Origin of the sequence: Neoroseomonas eburnea, assembly GCF_018129005.1 — a bacterium.
Lineage (GTDB): Bacteria > Pseudomonadota > Alphaproteobacteria > Acetobacterales > Acetobacteraceae > Neoroseomonas > Neoroseomonas eburnea.
Map to the genome: position 1 here is coordinate 1 of NZ_JAAEDL010000019.1, position 23,185 is coordinate 23,185.

A 23,185-nucleotide genomic window follows, 5' to 3' on the forward strand; every position below is an offset into this window, starting at 1 on the left:
GGGGCCGGTGCGGCCGGCGCCGCGGCGGCCGGGGCGGCGGCCGCAGGCGCGCCGGAGGGCACCGCCTCCCCTTCCTCAACCAGCACCGCGATCACGTCGTTGACCTTCACGCCCTGGGTCCCGTCCGGCACCAGGATCCTGCCGAGGATGCCCTCATCCACGGCCTCCACTTCCATCGTCGCCTTGTCGGTCTCGATCTCGGCGATGACGTCGCCGGCCTTGATGCGCTCGCCTTCCTTCTTCAGCCAGCGCGCCAGGTTGCCCTCCGTCATGGTGGGCGAGAGCGCCGGCATCAGGATGTTCGTGGCCATGGACCGCTTCCCCCGCCCTTACTTGTAGGTCACGCTTTTCGCCGCCTCGACCACCTGTTCGAGGCGGGGCAGCGCGAGCTTCTCGAGGTTCGCCGCATAGGGCATCGGGATGTCGAGCCCATGCACGCGGACCGGCGGCGCATCGAGGTGATCGAAGCAGGTCTCCATGATCTGCATCGCCACCTCGGCGCCGATGCCGGCATAGGGCCAGCCTTCCTCGAGCGTGACCAGGCGGTTGGTCTTGCGCACGGAATTGGCGATGGTCGCGGTGTCCAGCGGGCGCAGGCTGCGCAGGTTGATCACCTCCGCGCTGATGCCCTGCTCGGCGAGCTTCTCGGCGGCCTGCATCGCCATGCCGACCATGATCGAGAAGGCGACGATGGTCACATCCGTGCCCGGCCGCTCCACCTTCGCGCGGCCGATCGGCAGGATGAAGTCCGGGTCGGTCGGGCAGTCGAAGGTATGCCCGTACATGATCTCGTTCTCGAGCACGATGACCGGGTTGGGGTCGCGGATGGCGGCGCGCAGCAGGCCCTTGGCGTCGGCCGCCGACCAGGGTGCGACCACCTTCAGCCCGGGGCAATGCGCATACCACGACGCGTAGCACTGCGAATGCTGCGCCGCGACGCGGGATGCCGCGCCGTTCGGCCCGCGGAAGACGATCTGGCAGCCGAGCTGACCGCCCGACATGTAGAGCGTCTTGGCGGCCGAGTTGATGATCTGGTCGATCGCCTGCATCGAGAAGTTGAAGGTCATGAACTCGACGATCGGCTTGAGGCCGGTGAAGGCCGCGCCCACCGCCATGCCGGTGAAGCCGTGCTCGGTGATCGGCATGTCCATCACGCGCCTCGGCCCGAACTCGTCGAGCAGCCCCTGGCTGATCTTGTAGGCCCCCTGGTACTGGGCGACCTCCTCGCCGATCAGGAAGACGTCCTTGTCGCGGCGCATCTCGGCGGCCATGGCGTCGCGCAGCGCCTCGCGCACCGTGATGGCCTGGGTGGGGCCCCAGTCGCGCTCGGGCTGCACCTCGGGCGCGCGCGGCGTCGCCGGCGCGCTGACCTCGACCCGCTGCTTCGTGCCGCTCTCGGCGATCATCTTCTCGTTCTCGCGCGGGTTCTTGTCGATGATGCCGTGCATGGTCTGCGCGGCACCGCCGGCGCCGCCGTCGAGCTCGGCGATCGGGCTGTTCACCTGCACGCCCTCGGTGCCCTCGGGCACCAGGATGTTCGTGATGGTGCCCTCGTCCACCGCCTCGACCTCCATCGTCGCCTTGTCGGTCTCGATCTCGGCGATCACGTCGCCGGACTTCACCGCGTCGCCTTCCTTCTTGAGCCAGCGCGCCAGCTTGCCCTCGGTCATGGTCGGCGAGAGCGCCGGCATCAGGATCACGGCGCCCATGTCACTTCGCCTCCACCAGAACGTCGGTCCACAGCTCGCTCTCCGGCGGCTCCGGGCTTTCCTGCGCGAAGTCGGCGCTGTCCTGCACGATCGCCTTCACCTCGTCGTCGATAACCTTGAGCTCCGCCTCGGTCACGGCCAACTGCTCCAGCAGCATCTTGCGCGCGGTCTCGATGCAGTCCGACGTCTCACGCATCTTCTGCACTTCCTCCCGCGTGCGGTACTTCGCGGGATCGGACATGGAGTGGCCGCGGTAGCGGTAGGTCTTCATCTCCAGCAGATAGGGGCCCTTGCCGGCGCGGCAGTGGGCGACGGCGCGCTCGCCGGCCTCGCGCACCGCGATCACGTCCATGCCGTTCACCTGCTCCCCGGGAATGCCCCAGGCGGCGCCGTTCTGCGACAGGTCACGGGATGCGCTGGCGCGCTCCACGCTGGTGCCCATGCCGTACTTGTTGTTCTCGATGACGAAGATGCAGGGCAGCTTGAACAGCGCCGCTAGGTTCAGGCTCTCGAAGACCTGGCCCTGGTTCGACGCGCCCTCGCCGAAATAGGTCACGGCGACGTTGTCGTTCTCGCGGTACCAGTTGGCGAAGGCGAGGCCGGCCCCCAGGCTGACCTGCGCGCCGACGATGCCGTGCCCGCCATAGAAGCCCTTCTCGCGCGAGAACATGTGCATGCTCCCGCCCTTGCCCTTGGAATAGCCGCCGATGCGCCCGGTGAGCTCGGCCATGACGCCGCGCGCCTCCATGCCGGTCGCCAGCATGTGCCCGTGGTCGCGATAGGAGGTGATGACCTGGTCGCCCGGCTTCAGGCACATCTGCATGCCGACCACCACGGCCTCCTGGCCGATGTAGAGGTGGCAGAAGCCGCCGATCAGGCCCATGCCGTAGAGCTGGCCCGCCTTCTCCTCGAAGCGGCGGATCAGCAGCATGTCCCGATAGGCCTTGAGCAGGTCCGCCCGGCTGATCGGGGGTTCCTTGGCCTTCCCGCGGCGCTTGGGGCTGGTCTCTGCGGCCTGGGCCATGGCTTGCTCTCCCTCGGGACGGCGCGTTGTCTCCGAATTAGGCCCTGATCCGCGCCGCGCGCAAGCGTCAGCCCAGAAAAACCGTTCTTTCGCAATGCAATAAGACAGTTAACTCGAATTTGGTTAAGTAGCTGAATCCGCGCGCTGGTCCCTTGCTGCACCGGCCGCGCCGATGCCGCATGCGCGACAGGCAGTCTTTGCGGGACGGGCAGGCGAGACCGCCCCTCGCGAAACAAAACTGCCTGCTGCCGGTCCGTGGCGTCATACCCTTGCGAAATTGGCCCTGATGCCAACGGCCGCTATTCACGACCGCTGGCATCGGCCTTTTCGAGCCCTCAGACGCCGGGCGCAAACCTCCGGTTTGCTTGGCTTCGCCGGACTGCGGTCGCGGCCTCGGCACGAGCCAAGAACTCGTGCCGCTGGCATGAGAGACCGTTTGGAAAGTCCGGCACCGACCCGCCCCCCCATTCGGCCACCCACGTCCGTATGCTGGAATGGGTGGCCGGATGGGGGGGTGGGCCGGTGCCGGAGCCGGAAGCGCGCCGCGAGGCGCGTTTCCAAGCGGGCTCTCATCGCCCCGGAAGCCCCTGAACCTGGCGATCGCGGGGTGACGTCACCGTATAGCCGAAGCGGAGCCGCCGTTCCTGCCCCGGCGCCAGGGTGAAGGCCCAGGCGACGACCCCTGGCCGATCCTCGAGGCCCCGGGCGCTCGGCATCGGGTCGGCCTGCACAGTCACCGTCAGCTCGGCATCGCCGGAAACCGGCACCTGGTCCTCGACCACCAGGTCGATCGGCCGTGCGTGGAAGCTCCGCAGCGTCATCACCGCCTCGAAGGTCTCGGCGGTGGTGCGCCCGGTCAGCATGCTGCCTTCCTGCGCGCGCCGCCGGGCCTGGGGCTCGTAGGCCACGCGGATGCGGTCATCGGCGCCGAAGGACAGCGTCGTCTCCTCCCCCGACCGCAGCAACGGCAGCTCCGCCCGGCCGACAAAGACGCCGTCGAGATGCAGCGAGGCCGCCCCGGGCAGGGTCGGCGCCGGCGCCGCATGGGCGAAGCGTGCGCGCAGGAAGGCCCGCGGCGCGAGGCGCGGCACCGCCATCGCGGACAAAGCGGCATCGGCGGCGAGGTCGGCGATGCGCAGCCGGCGCTCCGCCCCGTCGGCGCCGATGCTTACCCGGCCGGGAATGACGTATTCGACCGCGAAGCCCGTGGTCTGCACCGTGGCGGTCGCGACCTCCGCGTCGCGCGTCGCCGGCGCAGGCGGCGCCGCCGGCGCCGCGCGGCTCATCATGGCTTCCGACGGGCGGCCACCGAGTTCGCGCGACCGTCGCTCCCGCTCCATCGGATCGACCAGCGCGATGCGCCAGGGCTGCAGCCGCGGCGGGCCCGAGGCCTCCGCCGGCCGCGCGGTGGACAGGGTCAGCGCCACATCCGGCCAGTCCTCCCCGGTCGATTGGGTGACGATCGCCTCCTGCCGCAGCGTGACGCGCGCCGCCTGGCTGTCGAGCCGCGCCTCATAGACCGGCAGCCAGCGTGCCCCGCGCACCTGGTAGGCGACTTCGAGTTCCAGCCGCGTCGCCGCCTCAGCCCGCACCGCCACCGCGATCTCGAGCGCGCCGGGCGGCGGACCGCCGAGGGCGGCGATCTCCGCCTTGATCGCATCGCGCCGCTGCTCCGCGACGCGGCGTTCGGCCTGCAGGCGGCGCGTGGCCTCGGTGGCCTGCTCCGTGCCTTCCCGCACCGCATCCCAGGCCGCACGCCAGGTGGCGGGGTCGGCCGCGAGGCGCGGCGCCGGCTCGTTCGGCGGCGTCGGCTGGCGCTGCGTGGCGACGAAGCCGCCGGCGAGCCGCTCGATCAGGCGGAGCTGCGCCGCCTGCGCGGCCAGCGGGGCGTCGAAGGCGGAGACGGCGCTCTCGGCGTCGCGCAGCCGGTCCTCGAGCGCCGCGCGGCGCGCATCCACCGCACCGCGGTCGAAGCGCGCCTGGCGCAACTCGACGCTGCCGATCGCGACCGCGCCCTGCGTCTGCCCGCGCGCCGTCACGCTGTCCCGCAGCACGCCGGCGGGAATGCCGGGCAGCACCAGCAGGCTGTCGCCGGCCGGCAGGTCCACCGCGCCGCGCCGCGTCACCGTCGCCTGATCGGGATAGACCGTGACCGCCGCCGGCGGCGCCACGACCTCGATCCGCTGGGGTGCGACCTGGGCAAGGACGGCCTGCGGCGTCGCCGCGCCGAGCAGCAAAAGGGCGGGGATCGTCCAGCGGGACATGGCGGCCTCCAGCATTGTGCCGGAAGCATCCCGCCTGAAGGCGGCGCGGCGCAACCGCGCCGGATCACAGTCAGTAGAGCCGGCGTTCCGGCGGATAGGGCACCACGACCTCGTCGCGGCCCACCATGTTCAGCAATGCCCGCGCCCGCTCATCGAGCTGGTCCCGGTCGAGCCTTTCCCCGCGCAGCCCGGACACCCGGCGTTCCATCGCTTCGCGCTCCGCCTCGGCGCGGCCGAGTTCCGCCCGCGCCGCGGCGATGTCCGCGAAGCGCTGCTCGCGCGCGATCAACCCTCGCTCGCCATGCATGGCGTGCCAGACGAAATAGCCGGACACCGCCAGGAACAGGCTAGGCAGGGCGATGGCCTGGAAGAAGCGCTTGATGAACCGCAAAGAGGACACCCGAGCCGCAGAGGCGAACCGATTCTAGCCACCACGGCGAATCCGTGTCACCCGCTTCGTCCAGAATTTCGCCGCGCCGGATGGATTTTTTCTTGCCGTGCGGCGCAGGCGACTCGTACCGCTGCGCCCTGCCGGCGACCTCATCGGCAGGGCGCAGCGATATGGCGCGCGGGGCTGGTGGGGCGGCCGCGCGCGAAACCGGAACTCTGATACCGAGTCAGCCGAAAGGCGGGCCGGTATCAGCGGCGCAGCGCGCCCCGCCCGGCGTAGCGCGCGGCAGTCCCCAGGCCCTGCTCGATGCGGATAAGCTGGTTGTACTTCGCGAGGCGATCCGACCGCGACAGCGAGCCGGTCTTGATCTGCCCGCAATTCGTCGCCACGGCGAGATCGGCGATGGTCGCGTCCTCGGTCTCGCCCGAACGGTGCGACATCACGGCGCGATAGCCGGCGCGGTGCGCGGTCTCCACCGCTTCCAGCGTCTCGGTCAGCGTGCCGATCTGGTTGACCTTCACCAGGATGGCATTGGCCGTGCCGCGCTCGATGCCCATGCGCAGGCGCTCCGGGTTGGTCACGAACAGGTCGTCGCCGACCAGCTGCACCTTGGCGCCGAGCTTCTCGGTCAGCGCCTTCCAGCCCGCCCAGTCATCCTCGGACATGCCGTCCTCGATCGAGACGATGGGCCACTTGGCGCAGAGCGCGGCCAGGTAGTCGACCATCCCGCCGGCGTCGAGCGTCTTGCCCTCGCCTTCCAGCTTGTAGGCGCCGCCGTGGAAGAACTCGGTCGCGGCGCAATCGAGCGCGAAGACCACATCCTCACCCACGCGGTGGCCGGCCGCCTCGCAGGCCTTGGCGATGAAGCCCAGCGCCTCGTCGGCCGAGCCGATGTTCGGCGCGAAGCCGCCCTCGTCGCCGACATTGGTCGAATGGCCGGCGTCGTGCAGCGCCTTCTTCAGCGCCATGAACACCTCGGAGCCGATGCGCACGGCGTCCGCGATGGTGCCGGCGCCGACCGGCATGATCATGAATTCCTGGATGTCGATCGGATTGTCCGCGTGCTTGCCGCCGTTGATGATGTTCATCATCGGCACCGGCAGGGTGCGCGCGAAGACGCCGCCGACATGGCGATAGAGCGGGATGTCGAGATTCGCCGCCGCCGCCTTGGCCACCGCCAGCGACACCGCCAGCATCGCATTGGCACCCAGCCGGCCCTTGTTCACCGTGCCGTCGAGCTCGATCAGCGTCTCGTCGATCTTCACCTGGTCCAGCGCATCCATGCCGGAGATGGCGTCGAAGATCTCGCCCTCGACATTGGCGACGGCCTTGAGCACGCCCTTGCCGCCGTAGCGCGCCTTGTCGCCGTCGCGCAGCTCCACCGCCTCATGCGCGCCGGTCGAGGCGCCGGACGGGACGATCGCATGGCCGCGCGCGCCGGTGTCGAGCACCACCTCCGCCTCGACGGTCGGGTTGCCGCGGGAATCCAGGACTTCGCGGGCGATGATGTCGGCGATGGCGGACATGCGGGGGGCACTCCAGGAGACAAGGATGCGGGTGGCTACACCGGGCGGCGGGTGAGGCCAAGTCCCGCCACGGAAAAGGTCCGGGGGAGGGGAACCTCCCCCGGTCCCCCTCCCTTCTTTGGGACTCCGCCCTCGCAGAGGGTCAGCGCGCCTGGGCCAGCACGCCCTGGAAGCGGGCCAGGGCGGCTTCGAAGGCGGCGACGCCGGCAACATCGCCAGCGCCGGCGGCGGCATGGGCCGCAGGCAGCGCGGCGAGCAGGACCGCCGCCTCGTTCGCCGCGACGTCGGGCGGGTCGCCGGCCATCGCGGCCTGCACACGGTTCCACATCGCCATGCGGTCCGCCGGGGTGAGGCTGCGGTCATTGCGCGCCGCCTCCAGCACGCCGCGCTGCGCCGCGCGCCAGGCCTCGTGACGCTGGGCCAGAACGCCGCGCAGGCCGGCGCGCGACTCCTCCCCCAGCACTTGGCGCAGCAAGGCAATGCCGGCCACGACGGCGGATTGGCGATCGGCGGCGAGCCGCGCGGCATCCACGCCCGCCGGTGCGGGCGCGGCGAGCAGGCGGAAAGCATCGAGGCCGCGCCGGCGCACCGCCTCGGAGGGCCAGCGCGCGGGCACGCCGCGCAGCGCAGCCACGGCCTGCTCCAGGCGCGCCAGCGCGACCGCGGCCTCCGGCCCCTCGGTCGGTGCCGCGCCCGCCGCCAGCGCCGCCAGCCGCCGCGCCTCCATCACCAGCAGGTCCATCCCGGGATCGAGCACCGCCCCGGCCACCGGCGCCGCCGGCGCCGCCAGGCTGCGCGGCACCGCCCCACCGGCGGCGAACCGCAGCGAGGCCGCCTGGTCGATCTCCGTCCTCTCCCGCAGCGCCAAATGGTCGATCATGCGTCCGAGGCCCTGGTCCGCCGCCGCGACCAGCGCCGCGTGGCGCTCCGCCGGGCCCTGCTGCGCCGGTGTCACCGCGGCGCAGGCGGCAAGCACAAGGACAAGGAGATGAAGCGGAAGCAATCTGCGCATGGCGGTCCCTTTGAAGCGGGGGCGAGCCTAGACCACGCGGCTCAGGTCATCACAACCCGCGGAAAGCCCGGACGGATCGCGTTGGGGGTGATGCGAGCGGTACGAGTTCCGGACTCGTGCGGAGGCCGCGACGGGCACCCGGTCACGTTGCAAGGCAAGGTGACCGGGGATCCGGAATGCGGCCCGCCGGTGGGCCGGCGAAGCCAAGCGGACCGGAGGTTTGCGCCCGGCGTCCGAGGGCTCGAAAGGCCTCATGCCAATGGTCGCGAATGGCGGCCGTTGGCATGAGGCGGAGATCGCCCTGCTCTTGCCGCGGGGATCGTGCAGGCGGCGGGAGGTCGAGGGGCGCTGCCCCTCGAGCACCCCGGCAGGAAACTCAGTTTCCTGCACCTTCGGAAACCCGGGGTGATGGATCAGCCGCCATCGCCAGGCCGCCGCCCGGCCCAGAACAGCCAGGCGATCCAGCCGAAGGCCCCTAGGAAGAGCGCATGCGCGCCGAAAACCACGATCACGGTCTCGACATGCCAGCCGGACAGGCGCAGCGCCGCGAACGCCGCCGGCACCGACCACCACAGCACCACGAGCATCGCCGCCACCAGAAGCAGCGCGGCAGCCGGGCGGCGGGGCATCGGCGGCAAGCCAGGCGGGCGGCTCATCGCGGGGTCCTTCCCCGGCCCAGGCCGGGGCGCGCATTGGCCGGCGCTGCGCCGGGCGCGACGGCGAAGATACCGGCCACGACGCCGGTGCTCCGTCCGCCCGTGCCGGGCAGCGTGGCGGCAAGCGCAGGCAGGCCCGACACTGCCGATTGCAGGCCGAGCCGCCGCACCGGTCAGCCCGCCTTGGCCAGCGTGTCGAAGGCTTTCAGCCGCGCGATCAGCGCCGGCATCTCCCGCAGCGGGATCATGTTCGGCCCGTCCGAAGGCGCGTGGTCGGGATCCGGATGGGTCTCGATGAACACCGCGGCGACACCCACCGCGACAGCCGCGCGCGCCAGCACCGGAGCGAATTCTCGCTGCCCGCCGCTGGAGGTCCCCTGCCCGCCCGGCTGCTGCACGGCGTGCGTCGCGTCCATCACCACCGGGTAGCCGGTCTGCGCCATGATCGGCAGCGACCGCATGTCCGCGACCAGTGTGTTGTAGCCGAAGGAGGCGCCGCGCTCGCAGAGCAGGATGTTCTCATTGCCCGTGCTCGCGATCTTGGCGGCGACGTTCTTCATGTCCCACGGCGCGAGGAACTGGCCCTTCTTCACGTTGATCGCGCGGCCCGTCACGCCGGCCGCCAGCAGCAGGTCGGTCTGGCGGCAGAGGAAGGCCGGGATCTGCAGCACGTCCACCGCCTCGGCCGCCGGGGCGCAGTGCTCGGGCAGGTGCACGTCGGTCAGGGTGGGCAGGCCGGTCGCCTCCCGCACCTCGGCGAGGATGGCGAGGCCTTCCTTCATGCCGATGCCCCGGGCGGTGTTCACGCTGGTGCGGTTCGCCTTGTCGAAGGACGACTTGTAGACCAGCGGCACGCCGGCGGCCTGCGCCATCTCCTTCAGCGCCGCCGCGGTTTCCAGCGCATGGGCACGGCTTTCGATCTGGCAGGGGCCGGAGAGGAAGACCAGCGGCAGGTCATTGCCGATGGTGACGGGGCCGACCGTGACGTGACGCATGGGAATGCTCCGAGATTTCGTAGTCGCAGGTTGGAGGGGCCCTGCCCCTCCAAACCACCCCGCCAAAGGCCTCAGGGCCTTTGGAAACCCATATCCGGTGCCCTGCAGCAGCGGGCGGCATGGTGCCGAAGCGGGCGCCGCGCGGGAAGCGCCCGACCCGGCCGCCTGCGCCAGGTACCGGGATTCCAAGGGGCGCTGCCCTTTGGCCGGGCGAGGGCCGGAGAGGGGCAAAGCCCCTCTCCGGCTCACACCAGCCGCGCCTGCTTCACCGCCGCCCCCACGAACCCCGCGAACAGCGGATGCGGCTCGAAGGGCTTCGACTTCAGCTCCGGATGGTACTGCACCCCGATGAACCAGGGGTGGTCCGGGTACTCCACGATCTCCGGCAGCACCCCATCGGGCGACATGCCGGAGAAGCGCAGCCCGGCGGCCTCCAGCCGGTCCTTATAGGCGACGTTGACCTCGTAGCGGTGGCGGTGGCGTTCCTGGATCTGCGCGGCGCCATGGTAGACCTCCCGCACCAGGGACCCGTCCGCCAGCACCGCCGGATAGGCGCCGAGGCGCATGGTGCCGCCGAGGTCACCCGCCGCGGCGCGCCGCTCCACCTCGTTGCCGCGGAGCCATTCGGTCAGCAGTCCGACCACCGGCTCCTGGCACGGCCCGAATTCGGTCGAGGAGGCGCCCTTGATGCCGAGCAGGTTCCGCGCCGCCTCGATCACCGCCATCTGCATGCCGAAGCAGATGCCGAAGAAGGGCACCTTGCGCTCGCGCGCGAACTTCACCGCCTCGATCTTGCCCTCGGCGCCGCGCTCGCCGAAGCCGCCAGGGACGAGGATGCCGTTCACCTTCTCGAGACGTTCCACCGCCTCGGCGTCGTTCTCGAAGATCTGGCTGTCCACCCAATCGAGCTTGACCCTGATGTTGTGGGCGATGCCGCCATGGGTCAGCGCCTCGGCCAGAGACTTATAGGCGTCGAGCAGGTTGGTGTACTTGCCGACGACGGCGATGGTGACCTCGCCCTCGGGCTGCTTCACCGAATGGACGATCTTCCTCCAGCGGTCCATGCCGGGCTCGCCATAGGCCGAGAGGCCGAAATGGCGCAGCACCTCCTGGTCGAGGCCTTCCTCGTGATACTTGATCGGCACCTCGTAGATGGTGCTGGCATCGAGCGCCGGGATCACGCTTTCGGGCCGGACATTGCAGAACAGCGCGATCTTGCGCCGTTCGTTCTCCGGGATCGGCCGGTCGCAGCGGCAGAGCAGGATCTGCGGCTGGATCCCAAGGCCGAGCAGTTCCTTGACCGAATGCTGGGTCGGCTTGGTCTTCAGTTCGCCGGCGCTCGGGATGTAGGGCACCAGGGTCAGGTGCATGAAGAGGCTGCGCTGCGGCCCGAGTTCGTTCGCCAGCTGCCGGATGGCTTCGAGGAAGGGCAGGCTCTCGATGTCGCCGACGGTGCCGCCGATCTCGACGAGCACGAAGTCGTAGGCGTCGGTTTCGGCCTGGATGACTTCCTTGATCTTGTCGGTGATGTGCGGAATCACCTGAACGGTGCCGCCGAGGTAGTCCCCGCGCCGCTCCGCCGCGATCACGTCCGAGTAGATCCGCCCCGTGGTCCAGTTGTCGGGCTTGCGCGCCGCGACCCCGGTGAAGCGTTCATAGTGGCCGAGGTCGAGGTCGGTCTCGGCCCCGTCGTCGGTGACGTAGACCTCGCCATGCTGATACGGGGACATCGTCCCCGGATCGACGTTGAGGTAGGGGTCCAGCTTGCGGAGCCGGACCTTGTAGCCGCGTGCCTGGAGCAACGCGCCGAGGGAGGCGGAAGCGATACCCTTGCCGAGGGAGGAAACCACGCCGCCGGTGATGAAGACGAACCGCGCCATGGGCGCCCTCCATAACAAGCCGCGCGCGCGGCCGCTACCCGCGTGTCACGCGGGGCGGCCACGCGGCCGGAAGTGATTGCGAAGACTGGTTAGTTGGTCGGGACGGCCGGCAGCGCGGGCGCGGCCGGGGCCGCCGGCGCGCTGGCCGGCGGGGGCGAATCGAGGATCGAGCGGCTCTGCAGCGATGCACCGCGGTTCATCAGGGCGAGCGCCAGCGCCAGGACGAAGAAGGCCGTGCCCAGGATCGCCGTGCCGCGGGTCAGCAGGTTCGCCGTTCCGCGGCCGCCCATGAAGGCGCCCATCCCCTGGGAGGAGCCGATGCCGAGCCCGCCGCCCTCGCTGCGCTGCAGCAGCACGAGGCCGATCAGGGCGAGGGTCACGAAAAGGTGGACGACGAGCAGGACGGTGGTCATGGCGGCGCGCTTCTACAGGAAACCGGGGGCCGGGGGCTACCCCGCGGCGCGCGCGATGGCGAGGAAATCCTCGGCGACCAGGCTCGCACCCCCGACCAGCGCCCCGTCCACATGCGGCAGGGCGAGGATGGCGGCGGCATTGCCCGGCTTGACCGAGCCGCCATAGAGCAGCCGCGTGGCACCGCCCACCGTCTCCCGCAGGGCGCCGTGGATGGCGGCGATGTCCGCCTCGGTCGGCGTCCTGCCGGTGCCGATCGCCCAGACCGGTTCATAGGCCACGACGCCGCCGGCGGCCGCGAAGCCCTCCGGCAGGCTGCCGCCGACCTGGGCGCGGACCACCGTCTCGGCCTGGCCGGCCTCGCGCTGGGCCAGCGTCTCGCCGACGCAGACGACGGGCGTCAGCCCGGCGGCGATGGCCGCCGCCGCCTTGGCCTTCACCACCGCATCGGTCTCGCCGTGGTCGGCGCGGCGCTCGGAATGGCCGAGGATCACGTAGGTGGCGCCGCAATCGCGCAGCATCGGGGCGGCGACGTCGCCGGTGTGGGCGCCCTTCGCCGCCAGGTGGCAGTCCTGGCCGCCCACCGCGACGGGCTGGCCGAGCATCGCGACCGCGACGACATGGATGTACGGAAACGGCGGGCAGACAAGGATTTCGGCCTTGAGGCCCGCAGCGCCGGCGCGGACGCCCTCGGCGAGGGAAGCCGCCTCGCGCAGGGTGCCATGCATCTTCCAGTTCCCGGCGATGAGCGGGCGCAGTCCAGGCGTCACGGCGGCGATCTCCCTTCCCCTTGCGTGCCGGCACGGGGTTAGCGGCGGGCGCCGGGGCTGTCCATGGGCGGGCGCTCCGTTGCATGCCGCAGGTCGCCGGCCCGGCGGGACCGGCATCACCGCACCACCGTCCGACCCAGGCGTGACGGGGATCGCAACGCCCCCAACCCCGTCGGGCCGGGACCGCCATCCCCACCTGCCCCGGTCGATCCTCACCAGTGCCCTTCGACCGCTGCGCCCCCATGGCGGGGGTGGCCCGGCGGAACAGGCCCGCCCGGCCTTCACCGGGCGATCCCGGCGCCGACCGGCTGGTGCCCGTCTCCGGCCGCCCGGGCCTCGGCTTCCTTCCTCAACCCCTTCCGCCAGCCCGGGCGCGCGGGTAAGCACGCGCCCATGCTCACCGCGCTTCGCCGCCTCGCCGGCACCTGGGTCGCCAAGATCCTCTTCATCCTCCTCGTCCTGTCCTTCGCCATCTGGGGGATCGAGGACGTGGTGCGGAACTTCGGCCGCGAGACCGCCGTCGCCCATGTCGGCGGCCAGCCGATCGAACTGCCCGAGGCCCAGGCCGCGGCGCAGCGCGAGATGGCGCGCATCGCCCGCCAGCTCGGCAACCGCTTCGAGCCCGACGAGAATATACGCCGCGCGGTGGCCGCCTCGGCGCTCGAACAGCTCATCGCCGAGCGCGCCCTGCGGACCGAGGCCCGACGCCTCGGCATCGTCGCCCCGGCCGGGACGGTGCGCGACGCCGTCTTCGCCATCCCGGGCCTGCGCGGGCCGGACGGCACCTTCTCGCGCGCCATGCTCGACGGCCTGCTGCGCAGCAACCAGATCTCCGAACCGCAGTTCCTCGCCATGATCGGCGGCGACATCCTGCGCCAGCAGCTCGGCGGCGCCGTGCGTTCCGGCGCGGCGGGGCCGGACGTGCTGTCCGCTCCGCTGCTCGCCTGGGCCATGGAACGCCGCGTGGCGGAGGTGGTGCAGATCCCCCTCGCCTCCATGCCCGAGCCGGAGGCGCCGACAGAGGCCCAGCTCCGCCGCTACCAGGAGAACAACCCGCAGCGCTTCTCCGCCCCGGAATACCGGGAGGCGGCGATCGCCGTGCTCAGCCCCGGGACGATGGCGGCCGAGATCGAGGTCTCCGACGCCGATCTCCAGCAGGCCTACGAGCAGCGCCGCGCCCAGTTCGACACGCCGGAACGCCGCGCCCTGCGCCAGGCGGTGCTGCCGGAGGAGGCCGCGGCGAAGACCCTGGCCGAGACCTGGCGCGGCGGCGCCGACTTCCCGGCGATCGAGGCCGCCGCCGCCGCGGCCGGCGGCAGCGCCGCCGATCTCGGCCTGCTCGACCGTGCCGCGATGCCGCTCCCCGCGATCGCCGAGGCCGCCTTCGCCGCCGCGCCGGGCGGCATCACGGAGCCGGTGCAGAGCCCCTTCGGCTGGCACGTGATCCAGGTGGAGCGCGTCGAGCCCGCCGTCACCCGCAGCTTCGCCGAGGTGCGCGACGAGCTGCGGCGGGAGGTGGCGCATGACCGTGCCCTCGACCTCGCCTATGAGCGCGCCAACCGCGTCGAGGACGCACTCGCCGGCGGCGCCGGCCTGGCCGAGATCGCCTCCCGATTCGGCCTGGCGCTGACCACCGCGACGCTCGACGCCGAGGGCCGCGACCCGGCGAACGAGGCGGTCGCCCTGCCGGTACCCGACGCCCAGAAGGCCGCCCTGCTGCGCGCCGTCTTCGCCGCCCGCCAGGGCGACCCGCCGCGCATGACCGAGATGGGAGACGCCTTCGTCGCCATCGAGATCCGCGGCGTCACGCCGCCCGCGCTGCGTCCGTTCGAGAGCGTCGAGACTCAGGTGCGCACCGCCTACCTCGCGGACGCCCGCCGCCGCGCGGCGGAGGAGCGCGCCGCCGGCCTGCTCGCCGCGATCCGCGGCGGCAGGCCGATCGCCGAAGCGGCGGCGGAGGCGGGCCTCACGGTCCAGCCGATCGGCCCCTTCGGCCGCGACCCGGCCCAGGCCGGCGCGCTGCCGCCGGAACTGCTGGCGCCACTGTTCGAGGCGAAGCCGGGCGACGCCACCATGGCCGAGACGCGCGCCGGCTTCGCCGTCGCGCGGCTGGCCGACGTCCTGCGCTTCGACCCGGCCTCCGACCCGCTCGGCCTCGGCCGGATGCGCGGCGAGATCGAACAGTCCATGCTCAACGAGCTCGAGGAGCAATATGCGGTCGCGCTGCGCGGCCGCGCTGATGTGCGGATCAACCGGCAGCTTCTGGAACAGGTGACCGGCCGATGAACGAGCTCTCCTTCGCCTCCGTCCGCGCGGCGCTGGACGCCGGGCGCGGCGCCATCCTGGTGCGGGAACGGGTGGCCGACCTCGACACGCCGGTCGGCGCCTTCCTCAAGCTGACCGGCGGCGCGCAAGCCAATGCCTTCCTGCTCGAATCGATCGAGGGCGGCGCGGCGCGCGGGCGCTATTCGGCGATCGGCCTGGCGCCCGACCTGGTCTGGCGCTGCCGCGACGGGCGCGCCGAGGTGAACCGCCACGCGCTGTCCGCCCCGCACGCCTTCGTGCCGGAGGAAGGCCATGCGCTCGACAGCCTGCGCCGGACGATCGCCGAGGCGCGCATGCCGGTGCCGGCCGGCCTGCCGCCGATGGCCGCGGGCCTGTTCGGCTACCTCGGCTACGACATGGTGCGGCTGATCGAGCGGCTGCCGGCGACCAATCCGGACGTGCTCGGCATTCCGGACGCGGTGATGACGCGGCCGACGGTCATGGCGGTGTTCGACCATGTGCGGGATACGCTGACGCTCTGCGCGCCGATCTGGCCCGGCAGCGACCCCGCCACGGCGTGGGACGCGGCCAATGCCCGGCTGGACGAGGCCGAGGCCGCGCTCGACCGCCCGGTGCCCCGCCCCGCCCCGCCGGCCGCCCTGCCCGCCATGCCGGCGCCGGAGAGCAACTTCACCGAGGCCGGCTTCATCGCCGCGGTGGAGCGCGCGAAGGAGTACATCCGCGCCGGCGACTGCTTCCAGATCGTGCCGTCGCAGCGCTTCTCGGCACCCTTCGCGCTGCCGCCCTTCGCGCTCTATCGCGCGCTGCGGCGGATCAACCCGGCGCCCTTCCTGGTGTTCGGCGATTTCGGCGGGTTCTCCGTCGTCGCCGCGAGCCCGGAGATCCTGGTCCGCTGCCGCGACAACACCGTGACGGTGCGCCCCCTCGCCGGCACGCGCCGCCGCGGCGTGACGCCGGAGGAGGACCGCGCGCTGGAGGCGGAGCTGCTCGCCGATCCCAAGGAACGGGCGGAGCACCTGATGCTGCTCGACCTCGGCCGCAACGACGTCGGCCGCGTCGCCGAGATCGGGTCGGTGAAGGTGACGGCGCAGTTCCAGATCGAGCGCTATTCGCAGGTGATGCACATCGGCTCCGAGGTGCAGGGGCGGCTGCGCGCCGGGCTCGATGCGCTGGACGCCTATTGCGCGGGATTCCCCGCCGGCACGCTCTCCGGTGCGCCGAAGATCCGGGCGATGGAGATCATCGAGGAGCTGGAACCCTCGCGGCGCGGGCTCTACGCGGGCGGCATCGGGTATTTCGGCGCCGATGGCGGCATGGACACCTGCATCGCGCTGCGCACGGCGCTGGTGAAGGATGGCACTATGTACGTGCAGGCGGGCGCGGGGGTGGTCGCGGATTCCGATCCGAAGTCGGAATACGAGGAGACCCGGCAGAAGGCGCGGGCGCTGTTCCGGGCGGCGGAGGAAGCGGTCCGGTTCGCGTCCGGGCGCCGGTGAGCGCGGGCGGGCAAGGGCGCGGCGGAGAGGGGCGCCGCCCCTCTCCGCACCTCACCCCGCCAGAGGCCGAAGGGCCTCTGGACACCGGTACTTCATCGGCGGGCCCTGGGTGGGGCATCACCCGAGCGCCCTCGATCCCTGGCGCGCCATGGCCCTCCCCCAACCCACCGACCGGGTCGAGGTTTCCAAAGGCCCTCAGGCCTTTGGCGGGAGGGGTCCGGGGAGGGCGGCGCCCTCCCCGCCACCGCCCGTGACCGACCTCGCGCCCCTCCTCGCCCTGGCGGAGGACGCTCGCGCCGCCGGCCGCCCCGTCGAAGCCGCCGCCGCGCTGCGCAGCCTCGCCGCGCTGGTCCCGGGCGAGCCGCGCATCCGTGCTGCCCACGCCCGTGCCCTGTTCCAGGCCGGCCTGTGGAACGAAGCCTGGGATGCCTACGAGGTCCGCTTCGACCTGCTGCCCTCCGCCTTCCCGCGGGTGACGCGGCCGGGGCCGGACGGGCCGCAGCCGATGCCGATCTGGCGCGGCCAGGGCCGGCCGGAGGCGGTGCTGGTGATGGGCGAGCAGGGCCTCGGCGACACCATCCAGTTCGCCCGCTACCTGCCGCTGCTGGCGGCGCGCGGCATGCGCGTGCATGCGGTGCTCGACCCGCGGCTGCATGCGCTGGTGGCGCCGCTCTGCGAGGGGCTGGACCTGCGCTCCAGCACCACCCCGGGGAGCATCGCCGGGGTGAAGGCCTGGCTGCCGCTGCTGAACCTGCCACGCGCGCTCGGGCTGTCGCCGCAAGCCTATCGGGGGCGCGTGCCCTACCTGGCAGCGGAGCCCGAACGCCGGGCGAAGATGCGGGCGCGCATCGGCGGCGAGGGCTTCCGCATCGGCATCGTCTGGCAGGGCAACCCGAAGGCGCCGGTGGACGCGAACCGTTCGGCGCCACTTGCCGCCTTCGCCCCGCTCGCGGCGGTCCCGGGCGTACGGCTTTTTGCCCTGCAGAAGGGGCCGGGGGAGGAGCAGGAAGCACCCTTCCCGCTCGACCGGCTGGGGCCGGAGCTCGACACCGGCGCGGACTGGTTCCTCGACACCGCGGCGGCGATCGAGGCGCTCGACCTCGTCGTCACGGTGGATACGGCGGTGCTGCACCTGGCCGGGGCGCTGGGCCGGCCGGCGCTGATGCTGACGCATGGCCGGCAGGCCGACTGGCGCTGGCTGCACGCGGCGGATGTGCCGCTCTGGTATCCCTCGGTGCGGCTGGTGCGCTGCCCGGACGGTGGGGCGGACTGGCGCGGCGCCGTGGCGCGGGCGGCCTTCCTGGTGCGCAGCGGGAACCTGCCGCCGGCAGCCTGAACCCGCGAGGCGCCGTGGCGCGCCGGACGCGGTATCCCGGCGAGGCCCCCGCATCACACCTCACGGTTCCGCGTCGACCTTGATTCCCCCGCCGCCTGGGTCCATGGATCGCTCACCATGATCCTGCTGATCGACAACTACGACAGCTTCACCTTCAACCTCTTTCACTTCCTGGGCGACCTGGGGGCGAAGGTGGAGGTCAAGCGCAATGACGCCATCGACCCGCAGGGCGTGCTCGCCATGAGGCCGGAGGCCGTCGTGCTCTCCCCCGGGCCATGCACGCCGAACGAGGCCGGTATCTGCCTGCCGCTGATCTCGCTCGCCGCCGAGGTGAAGCTGCCGGTGCTCGGCGTCTGCCTCGGCCACCAGGCGATCGGCCAGGCCTTCGGCGGCCAGGTGGTGCGCGCGCCCGAACCGGTGCACGGCAAGGTCTGGCAGGTGCACCACGACGGGGCCGACGTCTTCGCCGGCATCCCCTCCCCGTTCGCCGCCACGCGCTACCACTCGCTGATCGTCGACCGCGCGACCCTGCCCGATTGCCTGGAGATCACCGCCTGGACCGAGGACGGGATCATCATGGGGCTGAAGCACAAGGACCTGCCGATCTCCGGCGTGCAGTTCCATCCGGAGAGCATCGCCTCCGCCCATGGCCACGACCTGCTGCGCAACTTCCTGACGCTGGCCGGCGCCGCCCTGCCGACACCCGCCGCGGCCTGATTTCCATGTCCCTCAAGCCGATCCTGGCCCGCCTCGCGAATGCGGAGCGCCTGGCCGAGAGCGAGTCCGAGGAAGCCTTCGGCATCATCATGGGCGGCGAGGCGACGCCGGCGCAGATCGCCGGCCTGCTGATGGCGATGCGCGTGCGGGGGGAGACGGTGGCCGAGATGACCGGCGCCGTCCGCGCGATGCGCGCCCGCATGATCGCGATCGAGGCGCCGGATGGCGCCATGGACATCGTCGGCACCGGCGGCGACGGCGCGGGCACGCTGAACATCTCGACCGCGACGGCCATGGTGGTGGCGGGCTGCGGCGTGCCGGTGGCCAAGCACGGCAACCGCAACCTCTCCTCGAAGTCGGGCGCGGCGGATGCGATCTCGGCGCTCGGCATCTCGCTCGACGTGCCGTTCGAGAAGCTGCCCGAGGTGCTCGCCGAGGCCGGCATGGTCTTCCTGATGGCACCGCGGCACCATGCCTCCATGCGCCATGCCGCCGGCCCGCGGGTGGAACTGGGCACGCGGACCATCTTCAACCTGCTCGGGCCGATGGCGAACCCGGCGCGGGTGAAGCGGCAGATGACCGGCGCCTTCGCCGCCGAATGGCTGCGGCCGATGGCCGAGACGCTCGGCCGGCTCGGCACGGAACGGGCCTGGCTGGTGCATGGCCAGGGCCTCGACGAGCTGACGCTGGCCGGCGAGAGCCAGGTCGTCTCGCTGGAGGCCGATGGCACCCTCCGCGAATTCACCGTGAGCCCCGAGGATGCCGGCCTGCGCCGCGCCCCGGCCGAGGCGCTGAAGGGCGGCGAACCGGCGGCCAATGCCGCCGCGCTGGAAGCCCTGCTGAATGGCGCGCACGGCGCCTATCGCGATGTCGTGCTGCTCAATGCCGCCGCCTCGCTGATCGTCGCCGGCCGCGCCGGGACCCTGCGCGAGGGCGCGACCCTCGCCGCCAAGGCGATAGACGATGGCGCCGCGCTTGGCGTACTGACTCGGCTTCGGGCCGCCTGCCCCCCCAAGGACGCCCCCGCATGAACGCCCCCCATGTGATCACCACGCCCGTCGACACCGCCTCGGTGCCGGACGTGCTCGTCAACATCCTCGCGGACAAGGCGAAGGAGGTGGCCGAGCGGATGGCCGCCACCCCGCAATCCGAGATCGAGCGCGCCGCCGCCTCGGCCCCGCCGGTCCGCGACTTCGTCGGCGCCCTGTGCGACCGCATCGGCGAGGGCCGCACCGGGCTGATCGCCGAGATCAAGCGCGCCTCGCCCTCCGGCGGGCTGATCCGCGACCCCTTCGACCCGCCGGGCCTCGCCCGCGCCTATGAGGAAGGCGGCGCGGCCTGCCTCTCGATCCTGACCGACGGCCCCTATTTCCAGGGCGCGCGGGAGCACCTGGAGGCCGCGCGCGCCGCCTGCACCCTGCCGGTGCTGCGCAAGGACTTCATGATCCATCCCTGGCAGGTCTTCGAATCCCGGGCGATGGGCGCGGACTGCATCCTGCTCATCATGTCGTGCCTGACCGACGACACGGCGGCGGAACTGCTCGGCATCGCCCGCTCGCTCGACATGGCGGTGCTCGCCGAGGTGCACGACAGGCGCGAGCTCGATCGTGCGCTCGGCCTCAACACGCGGCTGATCGGCATCAACAACCGCGACCTGCGCTCGCTCAGGACCGACATCGGCAAGACCGAGGAACTCGCCCCCTTCGTGCCGGCCGACAGGCTGCCGGTGGCCGAGAGCGGCATCCGCACGCCGGCCGACGTGCGCCGGATGGCCGCCGTCGGCGCCCACTGCATCCTGGTGGGCGAGCACCTGATGCGGCAGCCGGACGTCAGCGCCGCCGCGCGCGAACTCGTCGACGCGCGCTGAACGCAGCCATGCCCGCAGGGCCGCTCACGCATTTCGACGCGGCGGGGCGGGCCGCGATGGTCGATGTCTCGGCCAAGGCGGAGACCGCACGCACCGCGACCGCCCGCGGGCGCATCGTGATGGCGCCGGCGACGCTGGCGCTGATCCGCGAAGGCCGCGCCGGCAAGGGCGACGTGCTTGGCGTCGCGCGGCTCGCAGGCATCATGGCCGCGAAGCGGACCGCGGATCTCATTCCCCTGTGCCATCCGCTGATGCTGTCCAAGGTGACGGTGGATCTCGAACCCGAGGGCGAGGACGCCGTCGCCATCGAGGCCACGGTGAAGGTGACAGGCCGCACCGGCGTGGAGATGGAGGCGCTGACCGCCGTGACCGTCGCCGCGCTGACCGTCTACGACATGGTGAAGGCCGCCGATCGCGGCATGCGCATCGAGGATGTCCGCCTGGTGCACAAGGCCGGCGGCAAGTCGGGCGAGTTTCATGGCGAGTGACCTCCTCTCCATCGAGGAGGCCCGCGGGCGCATCCTCGCCGCGCTGACGCCGACCGTCGCCGAGACGGTCGCGCTCGCCGAGGGCGCCGGCCGCGTGCTGGCGCGCGGCGTGACGGCGCGGCTGACGCAGCCGCCCGCCGATGTCTCCGCGATGGATGGCTATGCGCTGCGCGCGGCGGATGCGACGGAGGGAGCGCGGCTGGCCGTGATCGGCTCCGCCCCCGCCGGCCGGCCGTTCGAGGGCGAGGTCGGCCCCGGCCAGGCGGTGCGCATCTTCACCGGCGGCTTCATCCCCGCCGGCGCCGACGCCGTCCTGATCCAGGAGGATGCCGAGGCCGACAACGGCAGCGTGCTGGTGAAGGAAGCCGCGCGGGCCGGGCGTCACATCCGCCGCCGCGGGCTGGACTTCGTGGAAGGCAGCGAGGTGCTGCCCGCGGGACGGAAGCTGACCGCGCGCGACATCGGCCTGGCTGCCGCGTCCAACAATCCGTGGCTGACGGTGCATCGCCGGCCGCGCATCGCCATCCTGGCGACCGGCGACGAGATCACCCTGCCGGGCGACCCTGTTCCGCCGGGCGGCATCGTCTCCTCCAACGCGCACGCGCTCGCGGCCCTGATCCGCGCCGCGGGCGGCGAACCCGTGATCCTGCCGATCGCGCCCGACGACACGCGCGCCATCGCCGAGGTCGCCGGCGCCGCCCATGCCTTCGACATGCTGGTGACGACCGGCGGCGCCAGCGTGGGCGAGCACGACCTGGTGCAGCAGGCGCTCGGCGGCGAAGGCTTCGAACTCGGCTTCTGGAAGATCGCCATGCGGCCAGGCAAGCCGGTGATCTCGGGGCGCCTGGGACGCACGCCGGTGCTGGGGCTGCCGGGCAATCCGGTCAGCGCGCTCACCTGCGGCGTGCTGTTCCTGATGCCCGCCATCGCGCGCCTGTCAGGCCAGCCGGGCGGCCCGCCGCCGACGCGGCGCGTGCTCACGGCCGTGCCGCTGGCGGCGAACGACCAGCGCGCGGACCACCTGCGCGCGACGCTGTCGATCGACAAGGCCGGGCACGTGGTGGCGACGCCGGCGGAGGTGCAGGACAGCTCGATGCTCGCGACGCTGGCCCGCGCCGATGCGCTGGTGCTGCGCGCCCCGCACGCGCCGGCCCTGCCGGCGATGGCGGAGGTGGAGGTGATCGTTCTCGCGGAACTCGGTGTGTAGCGCCCGAAGCGCGACGGTTCCTTGACCTGTGCGGTCGCTGCAGGTCGGGGGGAAGAGAACTTCCCCCCGAGCCCCCCAACCTTCTTTGGCTTCTTGGGAACTGATACCAACGGCCGCTATACGCGACCGCTGGCATCCGCCTCTTGGTGCCCTCGGACGCCGGGCGCAAACCTCCGGTCTGCTTGGCTTCGCCGGACCACATTCGCGGCCTCGGCACGAGTCAAGAACTCCTGCCGCTGGCATGACTTCGGCTGTCAGTTCCCAAGTCCCAAGGAAGGGAGGGGGTTCGGGGGAGGTTCACCCTCCCCCGACCTTCCTTCCAGATACCCCGCCACCGCCCGGTGATAGTCCCCCAGCGCCGGCCGCGACCCACCCCCGCCCACCAGCCGGTTCATCGCCCGCCAGCGTCGCAGCACCCGCGCCGCCTGCTTCGCCTGCGCGCCGAAGCCGAAGCCATCGGCGCCGATGCGGGCCAGCGCCTCGGCGTATTCCGCATCGAAGCGCGCACCGGCCGTGTCGGTCATCTGCCCCGCGCGAAGCTGGTAGCGGTAGGCAAGCGCATCCGCCACGGGCACCACGCCCCCTGCGGCGGCGAGTGCGCGCAAGTCGAACACCACGTCGTCGATCAGCCGGAACGGCGCGAAGGGTTGCACCAGGTCCCGCCGCGCCACCAGGTGCAGCGAGGAGAAGGCGTGCCGCCATTCCCCGAAGCCGTAGCGGCGCGCGCCCGGCGCGGGAACGCGGCGGACCTCGGCGCCGCCAGGGTCGCGCACGATGCTCGGCACCAGCACCGCGCCGCAGACATGGGCGAGGTCCAGCGCCTGCGCGATCCCATCGGGTGGCCCTTCCAGCGCGTCGTCGCCATCCAGGATCATCACATGGGCACCGGTCGCGATGGCGAGGGCCCGGTTGCGCGCGGCATGCGCGCCGCTCGCCACCGGCCCCACCGCGGTGAAGCGCAGCCGCGGGTCGGCGGGCAGCAGCGTCGCGTAGTCCGTGCCGTCGTCGGAGGCGACGACGATCTCCACCGCCACGCCCTCGGCGCGCGCAAGGACGGAGGCGACGGCGAGCGGCAACAGGTCGTGCAGCCGGTGCGCGGCGATCAGGACGGAAAGGTCGGGGGGCACCATGCCCCAGCATGCGGCCAGGC

At 72.2% G+C, this 23,185-nt stretch carries 21 protein-coding genes; 8 read left to right on the top strand and 13 right to left on the bottom strand.

Going from position 1 to position 23,185, the window contains the following annotated elements:
- From GXW74_RS18115 to tpiA, 12 genes are all read right to left on the bottom strand, one after another.
- Positions 1–311: biotin/lipoyl-containing protein (locus GXW74_RS18115; protein ID WP_211847947.1), on the bottom strand; the 311-nt coding region annotated here is incomplete at its 3' end.
- Positions 312–329: 18 nt separating this feature from the next.
- Positions 330–1,709, bottom strand: a complete 1,380-nt coding sequence (locus GXW74_RS18120; protein ID WP_211847948.1) for a pyruvate dehydrogenase complex E1 component subunit beta — start codon at positions 1,707–1,709, stop codon at positions 330–332.
- Between the two features lies 1 nt (position 1,710).
- Positions 1,711–2,733: a pyruvate dehydrogenase (acetyl-transferring) E1 component subunit alpha gene (gene pdhA, locus GXW74_RS18125; protein ID WP_211847949.1), complete on the bottom strand. Its 1,023-nt coding sequence runs from the start codon at positions 2,731–2,733 to the stop codon at positions 1,711–1,713.
- Between the two features lie 569 nt (positions 2,734–3,302).
- Positions 3,303–4,997: a mucoidy inhibitor MuiA family protein gene (locus GXW74_RS18130; protein ID WP_211847950.1), complete on the bottom strand. Its 1,695-nt coding sequence runs from the start codon at positions 4,995–4,997 to the stop codon at positions 3,303–3,305.
- Between the two features lie 70 nt (positions 4,998–5,067).
- On the bottom strand, positions 5,068–5,397 hold the full coding sequence (locus tag GXW74_RS18135) for an FtsB family cell division protein (protein WP_338148268.1): 330 nt from the start codon (positions 5,395–5,397) through the stop codon (positions 5,068–5,070).
- A 239-nt stretch (positions 5,398–5,636) separates the two neighbouring features.
- A complete protein-coding gene (eno, locus tag GXW74_RS18140) occupies positions 5,637–6,914 on the bottom strand; it encodes a phosphopyruvate hydratase (RefSeq protein ID WP_211847951.1) in 1,278 nt (425 codons plus the stop codon).
- A gap of 142 nt (positions 6,915–7,056) precedes the next feature.
- Positions 7,057–7,926 carry a hypothetical protein gene (locus GXW74_RS18145; RefSeq protein ID WP_211847952.1) on the bottom strand — a complete coding sequence of 290 codons (870 nt, stop codon included), beginning with the start codon at positions 7,924–7,926 and terminating at the stop codon, positions 7,057–7,059.
- Between the two features lie 413 nt (positions 7,927–8,339).
- On the bottom strand, positions 8,340–8,582 hold the full coding sequence (locus tag GXW74_RS18150) for a hypothetical protein (protein ID WP_211847953.1): 243 nt from the start codon (positions 8,580–8,582) through the stop codon (positions 8,340–8,342).
- A 173-nt stretch (positions 8,583–8,755) separates the two neighbouring features.
- Complete coding sequence (kdsA, locus tag GXW74_RS18155) at positions 8,756–9,577, bottom strand: 3-deoxy-8-phosphooctulonate synthase (RefSeq protein ID WP_211847954.1); 822 nt, start codon at positions 9,575–9,577, stop codon at positions 8,756–8,758.
- A 245-nt stretch (positions 9,578–9,822) separates the two neighbouring features.
- The gene (locus GXW74_RS18160; RefSeq protein WP_211847955.1) at positions 9,823–11,457 is read right to left on the bottom strand and encodes a CTP synthase; all 1,635 of its coding nucleotides are present in this window, start codon (positions 11,455–11,457) and stop codon (positions 9,823–9,825) included.
- Positions 11,458–11,546: 89 nt separating this feature from the next.
- Positions 11,547–11,870 (bottom strand): preprotein translocase subunit SecG, encoded by a 324-nt coding sequence (gene secG / locus GXW74_RS18165; protein ID WP_211847956.1) that lies wholly within the window; start codon positions 11,868–11,870, stop codon positions 11,547–11,549.
- 36 nt (positions 11,871–11,906) lie between these two features.
- Positions 11,907–12,626: a triose-phosphate isomerase gene (tpiA, locus tag GXW74_RS18170; protein ID WP_211848033.1), complete on the bottom strand. Its 720-nt coding sequence runs from the start codon at positions 12,624–12,626 to the stop codon at positions 11,907–11,909.
- 405 nt (positions 12,627–13,031) lie between these two features.
- On the opposite strand from tpiA, the gene GXW74_RS18175 reads away from it, so the two are divergent.
- The 8 genes from GXW74_RS18175 (at position 13,032) to GXW74_RS18210 (ending at position 22,035) form a co-directional block, all read left to right on the top strand.
- The gene (locus tag GXW74_RS18175; protein ID WP_211847957.1) at positions 13,032–14,924 is read left to right on the top strand and encodes a peptidyl-prolyl cis-trans isomerase; all 1,893 of its coding nucleotides are present in this window, start codon (positions 13,032–13,034) and stop codon (positions 14,922–14,924) included.
- Positions 14,921–16,420, top strand: a complete 1,500-nt coding sequence (gene trpE, locus GXW74_RS18180) for an anthranilate synthase component I (protein WP_211847958.1) — start codon at positions 14,921–14,923, stop codon at positions 16,418–16,420. The genes GXW74_RS18175 and trpE overlap by 4 nt, the downstream gene beginning before the upstream one ends.
- A 250-nt stretch (positions 16,421–16,670) precedes the next feature.
- On the top strand, positions 16,671–17,756 hold the full coding sequence (locus GXW74_RS18185) for a glycosyltransferase family 9 protein (RefSeq protein ID WP_211847959.1): 1,086 nt from the start codon (positions 16,671–16,673) through the stop codon (positions 17,754–17,756).
- Between the two features lie 117 nt (positions 17,757–17,873).
- Positions 17,874–18,473 carry an anthranilate synthase component II gene (locus GXW74_RS18190; RefSeq protein WP_211847960.1) on the top strand — a complete coding sequence of 200 codons (600 nt, stop codon included), beginning with the start codon at positions 17,874–17,876 and terminating at the stop codon, positions 18,471–18,473.
- 5 nt (positions 18,474–18,478) lie between these two features.
- On the top strand, positions 18,479–19,504 hold the full coding sequence (trpD, locus tag GXW74_RS18195; RefSeq protein WP_211847961.1) for an anthranilate phosphoribosyltransferase: 1,026 nt from the start codon (positions 18,479–18,481) through the stop codon (positions 19,502–19,504).
- Positions 19,501–20,340: an indole-3-glycerol phosphate synthase TrpC gene (gene trpC, locus GXW74_RS18200; RefSeq protein ID WP_211847962.1), complete on the top strand. Its 840-nt coding sequence runs from the start codon at positions 19,501–19,503 to the stop codon at positions 20,338–20,340. The genes trpD and trpC overlap by 4 nt, the downstream gene beginning before the upstream one ends.
- Before the next feature lie 8 nt (positions 20,341–20,348).
- Positions 20,349–20,828, top strand: a complete 480-nt coding sequence (gene moaC / locus GXW74_RS18205) for a cyclic pyranopterin monophosphate synthase MoaC (protein ID WP_211847963.1) — start codon at positions 20,349–20,351, stop codon at positions 20,826–20,828.
- Entirely contained in the window at positions 20,818–22,035 is a 1,218-nt protein-coding gene (locus tag GXW74_RS18210) for a molybdopterin molybdotransferase MoeA (RefSeq protein ID WP_211847964.1), read from the top strand. The genes moaC and GXW74_RS18210 overlap by 11 nt, the downstream gene beginning before the upstream one ends.
- A 254-nt stretch (positions 22,036–22,289) precedes the next feature.
- Here GXW74_RS18210 and GXW74_RS18215 read toward each other — a convergent pair whose 3' ends face one another.
- Positions 22,290–23,165, bottom strand: a complete 876-nt coding sequence (locus GXW74_RS18215; RefSeq protein ID WP_211847965.1) for a glycosyltransferase family 2 protein — start codon at positions 23,163–23,165, stop codon at positions 22,290–22,292.
- Positions 23,166–23,185 lie beyond the last annotated feature (20 nt).

What these genes read in the sequence shown, in the direction of transcription:
- GXW74_RS18145 (WP_211847952.1), bottom strand. Translation starts at nt 7,926, where the DNA reads ATGCGCAGATTGCTTCCGCTTCATCTCCTTGTCCTTGTGCTTGCCGCC.
- kdsA (WP_211847954.1), bottom strand. Translation starts at nt 9,577, where the DNA reads ATGCGTCACGTCACGGTCGGCCCCGTCACCATCGGCAATGACCTGCCG.
- pdhA (WP_211847949.1), bottom strand. Translation starts at nt 2,733, where the DNA reads ATGGCCCAGGCCGCAGAGACCAGCCCCAAGCGCCGCGGGAAGGCCAAG.
- GXW74_RS18210 (WP_211847964.1), top strand. Translation starts at nt 20,818, where the DNA reads ATGGCGAGTGACCTCCTCTCCATCGAGGAGGCCCGCGGGCGCATCCTC.
- GXW74_RS18190 (WP_211847960.1), top strand. Translation starts at nt 17,874, where the DNA reads ATGATCCTGCTGATCGACAACTACGACAGCTTCACCTTCAACCTCTTT.
- GXW74_RS18175 (WP_211847957.1), top strand. Translation starts at nt 13,032, where the DNA reads ATGCTCACCGCGCTTCGCCGCCTCGCCGGCACCTGGGTCGCCAAGATC.
- GXW74_RS18215 (WP_211847965.1), bottom strand. Translation starts at nt 23,165, where the DNA reads ATGGTGCCCCCCGACCTTTCCGTCCTGATCGCCGCGCACCGGCTGCAC.
- GXW74_RS18130 (WP_211847950.1), bottom strand. Translation starts at nt 4,997, where the DNA reads ATGTCCCGCTGGACGATCCCCGCCCTTTTGCTGCTCGGCGCGGCGACG.
- moaC (WP_211847963.1), top strand. Translation starts at nt 20,349, where the DNA reads ATGCCCGCAGGGCCGCTCACGCATTTCGACGCGGCGGGGCGGGCCGCG.
- trpE (WP_211847958.1), top strand. Translation starts at nt 14,921, where the DNA reads ATGAACGAGCTCTCCTTCGCCTCCGTCCGCGCGGCGCTGGACGCCGGG.
- secG (WP_211847956.1), bottom strand. Translation starts at nt 11,870, where the DNA reads ATGACCACCGTCCTGCTCGTCGTCCACCTTTTCGTGACCCTCGCCCTG.
- eno (WP_211847951.1), bottom strand. Translation starts at nt 6,914, where the DNA reads ATGTCCGCCATCGCCGACATCATCGCCCGCGAAGTCCTGGATTCCCGC.
- trpC (WP_211847962.1), top strand. Translation starts at nt 19,501, where the DNA reads ATGAACGCCCCCCATGTGATCACCACGCCCGTCGACACCGCCTCGGTG.
- GXW74_RS18160 (WP_211847955.1), bottom strand. Translation starts at nt 11,457, where the DNA reads ATGGCGCGGTTCGTCTTCATCACCGGCGGCGTGGTTTCCTCCCTCGGC.
- trpD (WP_211847961.1), top strand. Translation starts at nt 18,479, where the DNA reads ATGTCCCTCAAGCCGATCCTGGCCCGCCTCGCGAATGCGGAGCGCCTG.
- GXW74_RS18120 (WP_211847948.1), bottom strand. Translation starts at nt 1,709, where the DNA reads ATGGGCGCCGTGATCCTGATGCCGGCGCTCTCGCCGACCATGACCGAG.
- GXW74_RS18150 (WP_211847953.1), bottom strand. Translation starts at nt 8,582, where the DNA reads ATGAGCCGCCCGCCTGGCTTGCCGCCGATGCCCCGCCGCCCGGCTGCC.